This window comes from Delftia sp. K82 (genome assembly GCF_002193035.1).
Lineage (GTDB): Bacteria > Pseudomonadota > Gammaproteobacteria > Burkholderiales > Burkholderiaceae_C > Comamonas > Comamonas acidovorans.
In genome coordinates this window covers 1,010,508-1,023,936 of the sequence record NZ_MYFL01000001.1, presented here as the reverse complement: position 1 = coordinate 1,023,936, position 13,429 = coordinate 1,010,508, and the positions used below count along the sequence as shown (strand labels likewise).

The 13,429-nt window shown below is 66.5% G+C and carries 12 protein-coding genes; 5 read left to right on the top strand and 7 right to left on the bottom strand.

Going from position 1 to position 13,429, the window contains the following annotated elements; translation table 11 throughout:
* Window positions 1-14 precede the first annotated feature (14 nt).
* The 4 genes from KDK82_RS04450 to KDK82_RS04435 all read left to right on the top strand — a co-directional run bounded on the left by KDK82_RS04450 (window position 15) and on the right by KDK82_RS04435 (window position 4,828).
* Window positions 15-1,193 carry a citrate synthase family protein gene (locus KDK82_RS04450; RefSeq protein ID WP_088164115.1) on the top strand — a complete coding sequence of 393 codons (1,179 nt, stop codon included), beginning with the start codon at window positions 15-17 and terminating at the stop codon, window positions 1,191-1,193.
* A gap of 130 nt (window positions 1,194-1,323) precedes the next feature.
* Window positions 1,324-1,569: a type B 50S ribosomal protein L31 gene (locus KDK82_RS04445; protein ID WP_013801474.1), complete on the top strand. Its 246-nt coding sequence runs from the start codon at window positions 1,324-1,326 to the stop codon at window positions 1,567-1,569.
* A 155-nt stretch (window positions 1,570-1,724) separates the two neighbouring features.
* Window positions 1,725-3,464: a hypothetical protein gene (locus KDK82_RS04440; RefSeq protein WP_088164114.1), complete on the top strand. Its 1,740-nt coding sequence runs from the start codon at window positions 1,725-1,727 to the stop codon at window positions 3,462-3,464.
* Window positions 3,461-4,828, top strand: coding sequence for an MATE family efflux transporter (locus KDK82_RS04435; RefSeq protein WP_088164113.1), 1,368 nt, complete (start codon window positions 3,461-3,463; stop codon window positions 4,826-4,828). The genes KDK82_RS04440 and KDK82_RS04435 overlap by 4 nt, the downstream gene beginning before the upstream one ends.
* 30 nt (window positions 4,829-4,858) lie before the next feature.
* Here the strand turns inward: KDK82_RS04435 and phoR are convergent, their stop codons facing one another.
* From phoR to pstS, 7 genes are all read right to left on the bottom strand, one after another.
* Entirely contained in the window at window positions 4,859-6,253 is a 1,395-nt protein-coding gene (gene phoR, locus KDK82_RS04430) for a phosphate regulon sensor histidine kinase PhoR (RefSeq protein ID WP_088164112.1), read from the bottom strand.
* A 118-nt stretch (window positions 6,254-6,371) separates the two neighbouring features.
* Window positions 6,372-7,067, bottom strand: coding sequence for a phosphate regulon transcriptional regulator PhoB (gene phoB, locus KDK82_RS04425; protein WP_012206712.1), 696 nt, complete (start codon window positions 7,065-7,067; stop codon window positions 6,372-6,374).
* A gap of 20 nt (window positions 7,068-7,087) precedes the next feature.
* On the bottom strand, window positions 7,088-7,789 hold the full coding sequence (gene phoU / locus KDK82_RS04420; protein WP_012206713.1) for a phosphate signaling complex protein PhoU: 702 nt from the start codon (window positions 7,787-7,789) through the stop codon (window positions 7,088-7,090).
* Between the two features lie 13 nt (window positions 7,790-7,802).
* Window positions 7,803-8,585 (bottom strand): phosphate ABC transporter ATP-binding protein PstB, encoded by a 783-nt coding sequence (pstB, locus tag KDK82_RS04415; protein WP_012206714.1) that lies wholly within the window; start codon window positions 8,583-8,585, stop codon window positions 7,803-7,805.
* 38 nt (window positions 8,586-8,623) lie between these two features.
* Window positions 8,624-9,487, bottom strand: a complete 864-nt coding sequence (gene pstA / locus KDK82_RS04410) for a phosphate ABC transporter permease PstA (protein ID WP_034398840.1) — start codon at window positions 9,485-9,487, stop codon at window positions 8,624-8,626.
* Window positions 9,488-9,504: 17 nt separating this feature from the next.
* Window positions 9,505-10,443 carry a phosphate ABC transporter permease subunit PstC gene (pstC, locus tag KDK82_RS04405; RefSeq protein WP_012206716.1) on the bottom strand — a complete coding sequence of 313 codons (939 nt, stop codon included), beginning with the start codon at window positions 10,441-10,443 and terminating at the stop codon, window positions 9,505-9,507.
* Window positions 10,444-10,614: 171 nt separating this feature from the next.
* On the bottom strand, window positions 10,615-11,655 hold the full coding sequence (gene pstS / locus KDK82_RS04400) for a phosphate ABC transporter substrate-binding protein PstS (protein ID WP_012206717.1): 1,041 nt from the start codon (window positions 11,653-11,655) through the stop codon (window positions 10,615-10,617).
* A gap of 245 nt (window positions 11,656-11,900) precedes the next feature.
* Between pstS and KDK82_RS04395 the strand changes: the two genes are divergently transcribed.
* A complete protein-coding gene (locus tag KDK82_RS04395; protein WP_088164111.1) occupies window positions 11,901-13,385 on the top strand; it encodes a Ppx/GppA phosphatase family protein in 1,485 nt (494 codons plus the stop codon).
* Window positions 13,386-13,429: the final 44 nt, after the last annotated feature.

The following is a 13,429-nucleotide window of genomic DNA, read 5'->3' as shown; positions in this document are numbered from 1 at the left end:
ATATCATCACATCCATGCCCGACTACCTGAACTCGACCGAAGCCACCGCACTGCTGGGCGTGAGCCGCGCCACGCTGTATGCCTATGTCAGCCGGGGTCTGCTCCATGCCCATGCGGCAGACACGCCGCGCGAAAGCCGCTACCTGCGCGAAGAGGTCGAGCAGCTCGCGCGCCAGCGCGGCCAGGGCCGCAAACCCCGCGAAGTCGCCCAGGCCGCGCTCAACTGGGGCCTGCCGGTGCTGGAGTCATCGATCACGCTGATAGAACAGGGCCGCCTTTACTACCGTGGCGAGGACGCCGTGGACTGGGCACGCTCGCACACGCTGGAAGAGACCGCCGCCCTGCTCTGGCAATACCCGGCCAATGCCGCCTTCGCCGCACACGCCGTGGAGGCCGCCCCTGTGTTGCCCGACCTGCAGCAGCGCATGGCCGGCCAGCCTTGCGAAAACACGCTGCTGCCGCTGTTCACCGTCGCCAGCGATGACGCGGCCACTGCCGCATGGCAGCAATCGCCAGAACGGCTGGCAGCAGGCTGCGGAGCGCTCCTGCGCCTGCTGGCAGCCTGCCTGCTGGGCACGGCGCCGGACAAGACCCCCATCCACCTGCAATGCGCCCAGGCCTGGGCGCTGGACGCACAAGGCGCCGACCTGGTGCGCATGGCCCTGGTGCTGTGCGCCGACCATGAACTCAACGCCTCCGGCTTCACGGCGCGCTGCGTGGCATCCACGGGCGCCAGCCTGCGGGCGGCCGTGGTGGGAGGCCTTGCCGCCCTGACGGGCGGGCGCCACGGCGGCACGACCGCGCGCGTCGAGGCGCTCTGGGACGAGCTGGGCGAGGCGCAGGCCCCGGCACGCCTGCGCCAGCGCCTGGCGCGCGGCGAGACCCTGCCCGGCTTCGGCCACCACCTCTACCCCGAAGGCGATGTGCGCGCCGCCCTGTTGCTGGAAATGCTGCCCAGGCAGGGACCGGCGGCGGCCTTGGCGGCCGAAGTGATGGCACTCACTGGCCTGGCCCCTTCGGTCGATTTCGCATTGGTGGCCCTGCGGCGGCACCTGCAGTTGCCGGCGGGCAGCGCCTTCGGGCTGTTCGCGCTGGGCCGCTGCGCAGGCTGGCTGGCACAGGCGCTGGAGCAGCGCGCCACACGGCAGATCATTCGGCCACGCGCTGCGTACACGGGGCCCAGGCCCGCCTAGCTTGGCACGCAACTGAGCACTATGCGATAATGCAGGGCTTTTTCTTGCGGAAAGTACGCTTGATTTGAACCGCTACAAAGGTTGCAGCGGGTCAGGCACGGCTACCGCACTTGCATCAGAAGGAAAGATCATGAAAGAAGGCATCCACCCCAACTACCGCGAAGTTCTGTTCGTGGACCTGTCCAACGGCTTCAAGTTCGTGACCCGCTCCTGCGTGAACACGAAGGAAACCGACACCTTCGAAGGCAAGGACTACCCCCTGTTCAAGCTGGACACCTCGTCCGAGTCGCACCCGTTCTACACCGGCACGCAAAAGTCGGTGGACAACATGGGCGGCCGTGTGGAGCGCTTCCGCAACCGTTTCGGCAAGAAGTAAATTCTGCTTCTCCGGCCAGAAGGGCAGCACGGGCAACCGCGCTGCCCTTTTGTTTTTCGCAGTCCGGCCAATCCCTGCCGGCCAGCCATGTTCCACGCTTTTCGAGGCCCTTGCTTCGCGTATTCTTGCGCCCTCCGTTGCAGAAAGTCCTGTGAGTGAACCAGCCCACCCCTGCCATCGTTGCCCAAAGCGCCGTGCGCCGCCTGCCCCGCTGGTCGCTGCTGCTGCTGTGTCTGGCCTATGTCGTGCCCGGATATGTGGGGCGCAGCCCCTGGCGCATGGCCGACATGGAGGCCTTCGGCTACATGCGGGAGCTGGCCCTGGGCCATACCTCGTGGCTGGCACCGCGCATGGCGGGCCTGCTGCCCGAATCCGAGGGCCTGCTGTCGTACTGGCTTGGCGCGCTGGCCATGCAGGGAGCGCCTTCCTGGCTGAATCTGGAGATGGCGGCACGCCTGCCCTTCATCGCCATGCTGGTGCTCACGCTGACGGCCACCTGGTGGGGCGTGTACTACCTGGCGCGCACGCCGGGCGCGCGCCCCGTGGCCTTTGCCTTTGGCGGCGAGGCACAGCCCACCGACTATGCGCGCGCCATGGCCGATGGCGGCCTGCTGGCCCTGGTGGCCTGCCTGGGCCTGGCCCAGCTTTCCCATGAAACCACCAGCTACATGACCCAGCTCGGCTGCGCGGCCCTGCTGTTCTTTGCCGCCGCAGCCATGCCCTACCACGGCCGCACCGCCATGCTGGCGCTGCTGCTGGGCCTGCCAGGCTTGGCGCTGAGCGGCGCGCCCACCGTGGCCACGCTGTTCGGCCTGGGCGGTGCGACCATGGCGTTTTTCTCGCGCACCTGGGGTGACGAGCCCTCGCCCGCGCCGCGCGAGGCGCGCATCTGGACCGCGCTGTGGCTGGGCGTCACGCTGCTGGCGGCTGCACTGTCCTGGTGGCTGGACCAATGGGCCTGGCGCCTGGTGGACAGCGGCACCGCCAAGGAATGGCAAAGCCTGGTCAGGCTGCTGCTGTGGTTCAGCTGGCCGGCCTGGCCGCTGGCCATGTGGACCTTGTGGGTCTGGCGCCGCCAGATCGCCGCGCCTCGCCGCTATCCCCATCTGGCGCTGCCGCTGTGGTTCGCCATCATTCCGGTGATCGCTTCGCTGAGCACGCTGCCTGCGGACCGTGCCCTGCTGCTGGGCCTGCCCGCCATCGCCACGCTGGCAGCCTTTGCCCTGCCGACGCTGCGCCGCAGCATCAGCGCCTTGATCGACTGGTTCACCCTGCTGTTCTTCAGCGCCGCCGCCATTGCCATCTGGGTGATTTGGCTCTCGCTGCAGACCGGCATTCCCGCCAAGCCGGCCGCCAATGTGGCCAGGCTGGCTCCGCAGTTCACGCCGGAATTCTCGGTGTTCTCCTTCGCCGTGGCGGTTGCCGCCACCTTGGCCTGGTGCGTGCTCGTCGCCTGGCGCACATCGCGCAACCGCGCCGCCATCTGGAAGAGCCTGGTGCTGCCGGCCAGCGGCGCCACGCTGGGCTGGCTGCTGCTGATGACGCTGTGGCTGCCGCTGCTGGACCACGCGCGCAGCTTCGAGCCGCAGATGCGCCAGGTGCTGGCCGAACTGCCCAAGGACGGCAGCTGCGTGCAAACCTATGGCCTGCCCCGCGCGCACATTGCGGCGCTGCGCTTTTACGGCGACATCGACACCCAACGCCTGAGCATGGCCGGCGCCGCACGCTGCGACTGGATGGTGGCCGAGGAAGAAACCTGGCTGGACCCGCACAGCGCGCGCCTGCAGGGCACCTGGGAAACCGTGGCCCGCGTGGTGCGCCCCACCGATCGCAAGGACTTCCTGCTGGTCTTGAAGCGCAGGCCCGAGGCGAGCCGCGCCCAGGCCAGGCCATGAGCCAGCCCGCGCGCGCGCCACTGGGCACCGAACGGCGCACCATCGCCCAGCACGCGCTGACCGTGCTGGCCGGGCAACTGGCGGTGATGGCCTTCGGCGTGACCGACACCATCGTGGCGGGCCGCTACGCTGAAGAAGCGCTGGCAGCGCTGTCCGTGGGCTCGGCCATCTTCGTGAGTGTCTATGTCTCGCTGATGGGCATCTTCCAGGCCCTGCTGCCGCTGTGGGCCGAGCATCGCGGCGCCGGACAGCCCGAGGCCATAGGCCGCACGCTGCGCCAGGCCATGTACATGCTGCTGGCCGCCTGCGCCCTGGGCATGGGCGTGCTGCTGTTTCCCGATGCGCTGCTGCGCTGGGCCGATGTGCCGCCACCGCTGCAGGTGGAGGTGCGGGCCTATCTTTCGGTGCTGGCCTGGAGCCTTCCGGCCGCGCTGCTGTTTCGCCTCTACAGCACACTGAACCAGGCGCTGGGCCACCCCCTGCTGGTGACCTGGCTGCAGCTGCTGTCGCTGCTGCTGAAAATTCCCCTGTCGATCTGGCTGGCCTTTGGCGGCGCCGGCCTGCCTGCGCTGGGCGCCGAGGGCTGTGCCTGGGCCACGCTGGTGGTGAACTACGCCATGGTTGCCCTCGCATTCGTGCTGATGCGCAGCCAGCGCCTGTATGCGCCCCTGGCGCTGTGGCAGCGCATGGAGCCCCCGGACTGGCCGCAACTGGCACAGTTCGCTCGGCTGGGCGTTCCTGCAGGGCTGGCAATTTTGGTGGAGGTGACCTCGTTCACGCTGATGGCCTTGTTCGTGGCGCGCCAGGGCACGCTGTCCTCGGCCAGCCACCAGATTGCTGCCAATCTTGCGGCGCTGTGCTACATGGTGCCCCTGTCGCTGGCGATTGCCACCAGCGCGCGGATCAGCTACTGGCGCGGCGCGGGGGACGAGGCCATGGCGCGCCGCCTTGTCACCATGGGATGGCGGCTTGCGGCAACGGGTGGACTGGTGCTGGCCTCGGCACTGTTCCTGTCCCGCGAGGGGCTGGCCCGCATCTACAGCAGCAACCCCGAGGTGGTGGCCACTACCGCCAGCCTGCTGGCCTGGGTGGCTGCCTACCATGTGGCCGACGCCGTGCAGACCTTCTGCCTCTTCGTGCTGCGCTGCTACCGCATCACCGTGGCGCCGCTGGTCATCTACTGCCTGCTGCTGTGGGGTGGCGGACTGGCCGGCGGATACTGGCTGGCCTACGGCACGGACAGCGCCCTGCCCGCCTGGCTGCACCATGGCACACCCGCCCCGTTCTGGGCCAGCAGTGCCTGTGCGCTGCTGGTGACGGCCCTGGTGTTCAGCGCCATCGTGCGCAAAGCCACAAGCCGCTGAACGGCAACGGCCGTTCACACGGGGCCACGCCTATGCGGCGCGGCTTTCGCGGGCCTCGCCGACTTCGCGTGTGCCGGGGGCCGCGATGCGGACACGGCTGGCCGGAAAGGTCACGGAAAACTCCGACCCCTGGCCCGGCGCGCTGGTGATGCCCAGCTTGGCGCCATGGCGCTGCAGCACGTGCTTGACGATGGCCAGGCCCAGGCCCGTGCCGCCGGTGTCGCGTGAACGGCTGCGGTCCACACGGTAAAAGCGTTCTGTCAGACGCGCCAGATGCTTGGGTTCGATGCCTGGCCCGGAGTCCTGCACAGCAAAGCGTGCCGATCCATCAGGCAGGCTCTCCCAGGTCACCTCGATGCGCCCGCCTGCCGGCGTGTAGCGCATGGCGTTGGCCAGCAGGTTGGAGAAAGCGCTTTGCAGCTCGGCGCTGGCGCCGGCCACCTCACCGGCCTGCGCCAGCATCTCGGCCGACGGAAAGCTCAGCGCATGCGGCAGGGATTGCTTGCGCGTGAGCATGGAAGACAGGCCGCGCGCCTCGTTCTCGCAGCGCTGCATCAGCTGGGCCACGGGCACCCATTCGTTGCTGCTGGGCAAGGGGCTGCCCTCCAGGCGCGACAGCGCCAGCAGGTCTTCCACCAGATGCTGCATGCGCTCGGCCTGCTGGGCCATCAGTCCCAGGTAGCGGTTGCGCTCCTCGGGCTCCAGCGGCAGGTTCTGCAGCGTCTCCACAAAGCCCACGAGCACGGTCAGCGGCGTGCGGATTTCATGCGAGACATTGGCCACGAAGTCGCGGCGCATGGCCTCTGCCTGCTCCACCGCGGTGACATCGCGCGCCAGCAGCAGCTTGCGCCCTTCGCCATAGCCATACAGCTGAACCGACAGTTTGACGGGCCGCGAGGCCGTGCTTTCGCGGCCCTGCATGACCAGGTCGCGTGAGAAATCCTGGGTGGCGAAATAGGCGCTGAACTCGGGGTCGCGCACCAGGTTGCCAATGCTTTGCAGCAGGTCGCGTTCGGCATCGAAGCCGAACTGCCGCGCCGCGATCTGGTTGCACCATTCGATGCGCCCATCGGCGTCCAGCAGGACCACGCCATTGGGGCTGGCCTGCAGGGCGGAAAGAATGTCGTTGAGGCGCTGATCGCCCTGCTGCACCTGCTGCACGCTCTGGCGCAGCCACCGGCGCATGCGCACGCTGGCCTCACCCCAGATGCCGCTGAGCTCGGGCGCCTCCCGCAGCTCCGACTGGCACAGCCAGGACAGCAGGCGCATGGCGTTCCAGCTGTCCACCAGCCACCAGATCCAGCCCGCGCACAGCGCCCCCGTCAGGGCCGCCACGGCCTGGGCGGCCATGCCGGGGCTGGAGGCGGACATGACGCCCCAGAGCCACCAGCCCAGCAATGCGCCCGCGATCTGGGACACCAACAAGCGGAAACCTCGCCAACCCATACTTGCGCCTTCTTTGCGTTGTATTCGCTGCCCGGGGCAGCGGCGCCCTGGCATGACCCGTGAAGGCCATGCGTGGATTCATGCGGAAAAAACGGCCTCAGGCCAGCGCCTGCGCGCTGAGCCGGTAGCCGGCGCCGCGTACCGTCTCGATCAATGCACCAGCCATGCCCAGCGCCTCGCGCAGCCGCTTGACGTGCACGTCCACCGTGCGCTCCTCGATGAAGACGTGATCGCCCCAGACCTTGTCCAGCAACTGGGCACGGCTGTGCACGCGCTCGGGGTGCTTCATCAGGTAGTGCAGCAGCTTGAACTCGGTGGGGCCCACCTTGATCATGTCGCCCTGCCAGCTCACGCGGTGCGCGGCGGCATCAAGCACCAGCTCGCCGATATTGACCTTGTCCTGAATCTGCTCGGGTGCACGGCGCCGCAGCACGGCACGGATGCGCGCGAGCAGCTCCTGGGTCGAGAAGGGCTTGGTGATGTAGTCATCGGCGCCCGCATCGAGCCCCGCCACCTTGTCGGGTTCATCGCCGCGCGCCGTGAGCATCAGAATGGGCACGGCCTTGGTGCGGCTGTCCGCGCGCCATTTGCGCGCCAGGGACAGGCCGCTGGCGCCGGGCAGCATCCAGTCAAGCAGGATCACGTCGGGCAGCACGGCATCCAGCTCGCGCTGAGCCGTCACGCCATCCTCGGCCCAGACCGGCTGGAAGCCGTTGTGCCGCAGGTTGACAGCGATCAGCTCCGCGATGGCGGGCTCGTCCTCGACGATGAGGACCATGGGCATCTTCTTCATCCGTTGTTCGCCTCCGGCACTTACAGCACTGCCGACTCAATGGCATCCATGGTCTGGTGACGGACATCCTTGCCTTCCACCAGATAGATGATCAGCTCGGCCACATTCTTGGAATGGTCGCCGATGCGCTCGATGGCCTTGGCCAGGAACAGCAGGTCCAGGCTGGCCGAGATGGTGCGCGGGTCTTCCATCATGTAGGTGATGAGCTTGCGCACGAAGCCGTCGAACTCCTGGTCGATCAGATCATCTTCCTTGAGGATGGCCACGGCAGCCTTGGTATCCAGGCGTGCAAAGGCGTCCAGCGTCTTGCGCAGCAGGCCCGAGGCCATCTCGGCCGCCGTGCGCAGGTCGCCCGTGGGCAGGGAGCGCGCAGCACCGCTTTCGATGATGGACTTGACCATGCGCGCCATCTTGTGCGCTTCATCACCCATGCGCTCCAGATTGGCCGTGGCCTTGGAGAAGGCGATCAGCAGGCGCAGGTCGCGCGCCGTGGGCTGGCGCCGGGCGATGATGGACGAGAGCTCGTGGTCGATCTCCACTTCCATGGCGTTGACGCGCTTTTCCGCGGCATCGACCTGCTCCACGGCCTCGATGCTGAAGCGCGACAGCGCATAGACCGCCTGGCGGATCTGGGACTCGACCAGGCCGCCGAGCTCCATGACGCGCGCAGAGACGCGGTTGAGTTCGCTGTCGAACTGGCTGGAAAGGTGTTTTTCGTTCATCGATTGCTCCTGCTCAGCCGAAGCGGCCTGTGATGTAGTCTTCCGTTTCCTTGCGCTGGGGCTTGAAGAACATCTGCTCGGTGTCTCCGAATTCCACCAGATCGCCCAGGTACATGTAGGCCGTGTAGTCGCTGCAGCGCGCTGCCTGCTGCATGTTGTGCGTCACGATGACGACGGTGTAGTCGTTCTTCAGCTCGGCAATCAGCTCCTCGATCTTGGCCGTGGAGATCGGGTCCAGGGCCGAGCAGGGCTCGTCGAGCAGCAGCACTTCGGGCTTGATGGCAATGCCGCGCGCGATGCACAGGCGCTGCTGCTGGCCGCCGGACAGGCCCGAGCCGCTTTGCTGCAGCTTGTCCTTGACCTCGCCCCACAGGGCCGCCTTGCGCAGTGCCCATTCCACACGGTCGTCCATGTCGGAGGAGCTGAGGTTTTCAAATAGCTTCACGCCGAAGGCGATGTTGTCGTAGATGGACATGGGAAACGGCGTGGGCTTCTGGAAGACCATGCCCACCTTGGCGCGGATCAGCGCCACGTCCTGCTTGCTGGTCAGCAGGTTCTCGCCGTCCAGCATGATCTGGCCTTCGGCGCGCTGCTCGGGGTACAGCTCGAACATGCGGTTGAAGGTGCGCAGCAGCGTGGACTTGCCGCAGCCCGACGGGCCGATGAAGGCCGTGACCTTCTTTTCGGGGATGTCCAGGTTGATGCCCTTGAGGGCGTGGAACTTGCCGTAGTAGAAGTTCAGGTCGCGAACCGTCAGCTTGGAGGAGTTCAGCGCGGTGGAAGAGGTCGCAGTCATTGCGTGATCCTTGTCCTTGTTGATTGCTTATTGCTGCATTACTTCTGGCGGGTCAGGAACCGCGCCAGGATATTGAGACCGAGCACCGCCACGGTGATCAGGAACACGCCGGCCCAGGCCAGTTGCTGCCAATTCTCGTAGGGGCTCATCGCGAACTTGAAGATCGTCACCGGCAGGCTGGCCATGGGCTTGGACAGGTCGGCATTCCAGAACTGGTTGTTCAGCGCCGTGAACAGCAGCGGAGCGGTTTCCCCGGCAATGCGGGCCACCGCCAGCAACACGCCGGTGATCACGCCGGCACGCGCTGCACGCAGCGTCACCATGATGATGACCTTCCACTTGGGCGTGCCCAGTGCATAGGCCGCTTCGCGCAGACTGGCAGGCACCAGCACCAGCATGTTCTCGGTGGTGCGGATGACCACGGGAATCACGATCAGCGCCAGCGCCACCACGCCCGCATAGCCGGAAAAGCTCTTGAAGCGCGCCACGACCACGGTGTAGACGAACAGGCCGATCACGATGGAAGGTGCCGACAGCAGGATGTCGTTGACGAAGCGCGTGGTATTGGCCAGCCAGCCGCGCGCATCGTATTCGGCCAGGTAGACACCGGCCATCACGCCGATGGGCGTGCCGACGAAGGTGGCCAGCGCCACCATGATCAGCGAGCCGAAGATGGCGTTGGCAATGCCGCCCGCCTCATTGGGCGGAGGCGTCATTTCGCTGAACAGCGCCAGGCTCAGGCCGCCGATACCCAGCGTGATGGTTTCCCACAGGATCCAGACCAGCCAGAACACGCCGAAGGCCATGGCAGCCAGCGACAGGGTCAGCGCCACCTGGTTCACGCGCTTGCGCTTGGCGTACTTGGCCTGGCGCACGCGCGTCAGTTCGGCGGCATTGATCATCTTGGTGGAGGTGCTGCTCACGAGCGGGCTCCTTCATTCTTCTGCAGACGGTTGAGCAGCACCTTGGAGCAGGCCAGCACCACGAAGGTGATGAAGAACAGCACCAGGCCCAGATAGATCAGCGAAGCCTGGTGCAGGCCTTCGCCCGCTTCGGCAAACTCGTTGGCCAGTGCCGAGGTGATGCTGTTGGCAGCCTCGAAGACAGACAGCGAGTTGAGCTGGTTCATGTTGCCGATCACGAAGGTGACGGCCATGGTCTCGCCCAGCGCACGGCCCAGACCCAGCATCACGCCACCGAGCACGCCGGTCTTGGTGTAGGGCAGCACGACCTTCCAGACCACTTCCCAGGTCGTGGAGCCCAGGCCGTAGGCCGACTCCTTGAGCAGGGCCGGCGTGACTTCGAACACATCGCGCATCACCGAGGCGATGAAGGGGATGATCATGATGGCCAGGATGATGCCGGCCGACAGGATGCCGATGCCCACGGGCGGGCCGGACACGAAGGCCTCCAGATAAGGAACGCCCTGAAACAGCTTTTGCAGCGGCTGCTGCACATAGGTGGAGAGCACGGGGCCGAAGACCATCAGGCCCCACATGCCGTAGACGATGGAGGGTACGGCAGCCAGCAGCTCGACGGCGGTGCCCAGCGGGCGCTTGAGCCAGGCGGGCGACAGCTCGGTGAGGAACAGGGCGATGCCAAAGCTCACGGGCACCGCAATCAGCAACGCGATGGCCGAAGTGGCCAGCGTGCCGTAAATCATGACCAGGCCGCCATATTCGTTGCGAACGGGGTCCCAGACGCTGCGACCCAGAAAGCTCAGGCCGTATTCATAGATGGCGGGCCAGGCGCCTACCAGCAGCGAAGCCAGGATGGCCAGCAGCAGGCCCAGCGTCAGCAGCGCGGCCAGACGCGCGAGAGCGCCAAACAAGCGATCCGCCACGCGCCCCGACAGCATCGGGGGGCGTAGCGGAGAAGGTGTGCGTCGCTGGGAAGCCTGTGCAGAGGCGGCCAGCGAGTTCGAGGGCGACGTTGTGGACACGTGAGGCGCCTTTATTCGCGGTTTGTGGGGAGATCAGGGGGGCCATGATGCACCTGCCGGCGGTGCGCCACGGCCCCTTTTCAGGGTTTACTTCAGGGAAATCGCGGTACCCGAGGCGTCCTTGACTTGACCCCAGGATTGGAAGATCACGTTCTTGACGGCGTCAGGCATGGGCACGTAGTCCAGGTCGGTGGCGGTCTTGTCGCCGGACTTGTAGGCCCACTCGAAGAACTTCAGCGAGGCAGCGGCCTGTGCGGGCTTGTCCTGGGCCTTGTGCATGATGATGAACGTGGCCGAGGTGATGGGCCATGCATCCTTGCCGGGCTGGTTGGTCAGGATCTGGTAGAAGCTCTTGGCCCAGTCGGCACCGGCGGCAGCGGCCTTGAAGGTGGCGTCGTCGGGCGACACGAAGGCGCCGCCAGCGGTCTGCAGCTGCGTGTAGGTCAGCTTGTTTTGCTTGACATAGGCGTACTCGACGTAGCCGATGGAGTTGGGCAGGCGGCCCACGAAGGCGGCCACGCCTTCATTGCCCTTGCCGCCGGCACCCGTGGGCCAGTTCACGGCCTTGCCTTCGCCAACCTTTTCCTTCCACTCGGCATTGACCTTGGACAGGTAGTTCGTGAAGCCGAAGGTGGTGCCCGAGCCGTCAGCACGGCGCACGGGAGCGATGGTGGCGTCAGGCAGGGTCACGCCGGGGTTCAGGGCCTTGATGGCCTCGTCGTTCCACTTGGTGATCTTGCCCAGGTAGATGTCGCCCAGCACCTGGCCGGTCAGCTTGAGCTGGCCGGGCTGGATGCCCTTGATATTGACCACGGGCACGATGCCGCCGATCACGGTGGGGAATTGCACCAGGCCCTTCTTGGCCAGTTCGTCGTCCTTGAGCGGCTCGTCCGAAGCACCGAAGTCCACGGTCTTGGCTTCGATCTGCTTGATGCCGGCGCTGGAGCCCACGGACTGGTAGTTGATCTTCACGCCGGTGGCCTTGTGGTAATCGGCGGCCCACTTCGAGTACAGCGGCGCAGGGAAGCTGGCGCCGGCGCCGGTGGCTTCCTGCTGCGCCAGGGCCTGGCCCATACCGCCCGCAGACAGAGCACCAGCCACCAGAATGTGAATCACAGACAACTTCATGTACAGACCTCTTAGGGGTTGAAAGATGCGATGGCTGGACTGTAAGAAGGCTTTGTGACATTGATATGACACGGAGAAAAGGCGTCACAAATGCTGGGCCATAGTCTGTAAGACCCAGGTCATCGCGGTGTCACAATTCCGTCTTAGTCTTGTGCCTCGCACGAGCTGGCACCAGACAAGCGCAGCCCTGCCACCCGGCACCGCTGTGCACTCCTGCTCGACGAATCTTGATTGGCGTTTCTTTCATGGCACCAGAATCCCTGCTCGCCGCCGTTGACCTCGGATCCAACAGCTTTCGCCTGGAAATAGGCCGCGTCGGCAGCCACCAGCGCATAGAGCGCGTGGAATATCTCAAGGAGACCGTGCGCCAGGGCAATGGGCTCAACGAGCACCATGAGCTGACCGACGAGGCCATGCAACGCGGCTGGGACTGCCTGGCACGCTTTGGCGAGCGCCTGGCCGGCTTTCCTGCCGACCAGGTCCGCGCCGTGGCCACACAAACCCTGCGGGAGGCCCGCAACCGCGATGTCTTCATCGCACGCGGCAGCGCCCTGCTGGGCTTTCCCATCGAGGTCATCTCGGGCGAGGAAGAGGCCCGGCTGATCTATCGCGGCGTCTCCAGCCTGTTGCCACCCTCGCAGCAGCGGCGCCTGGTGGTGGACATTGGCGGCCGCTCGACCGAAGTCATCATCGGCCAGCATGGCGAGGCGCGCCAGGTGGCCTCCTACCCCATAGGCAGCGTCGCCTGGAGCACGCAGTTCTTTGGCGAAGGCACGCTGTCGCGCGCACATTTCTCGGCCGCCATCAAGGCCGCGCAGGCGGCCCTCACCCAGACCGTCTCGGCCTACCCGGCCACTGCATGGGACTGCGCCTATGCCTCGTCAGGCACGGCCAACGCCGTGGGCGACATCCTGGCTGCCAACGGATATTCCGGCGGGCTGATCACGCCCGACAGCCTGCGCTGGCTGCATGAGCAGTTGATGGAGGCCGGCCATGTGGACCGCATCCGGCTGGCCGGACTCAAGGAAGACCGCCGCGCCGTCATCGCCGGAGGCCTGAGCATCCTGATTGCGGCCCTGGGCATGCTGGGCATCAATGAACTGGAAGTCGCCCAGGGCGCGCTGCGCCAGGGCGTTTTGCACGACCTGCTGGAGCACGAGCCCCCCGCCGACCGCGAGGCAGCCGAAATTGCCGCGCTGCAGCAGGACTTCGGCATTGACGCCCCGCATGCGCTGCGCGTGCGCAAGGTCGCACGCTGGGCCTGGCAATCGCTGCACGCGCAACAACCGCCCGATGCCCTGTCCACGCATGCACTGGACACGGCCGCCAGCCTGCACGAGATCGGCATGCGCATCTCCCTGAGCGCCTACCACCGGCACGGCGCCTACATCACCGAGCACTGCGGTGCCGCGACATGGCCCGTGGAGCTGCGCGCGCGCATCACCCAGCTCGTGCTCGGCCACCAGGGCAAGCTGCGCAAGCTGGAAGCCGCCATCGAGGACCAGGCCGTGGCCTGGCCCCTGCTCGCACTGCGGCTGGCCGTGCAGCTGTGCCATGCCCGGCGTGACCCCGATCTGCAGGGCATACGCCTGCATCGCTCGGACAGCATCTTTCACCTGACCGTGCCGGAAGGCTGGGCCAAAAGCTATCCCCAGTCCGCCCAGTTGCTGCGCACCGAGGCCGTGGCCTGGCAGAAGACGCCCTGGACCTTGCAGCTGCATCTGCACTGAGCACGGCCACCCGCTTCGGCTTGCGCCGGGATGGCGCGGGGCGG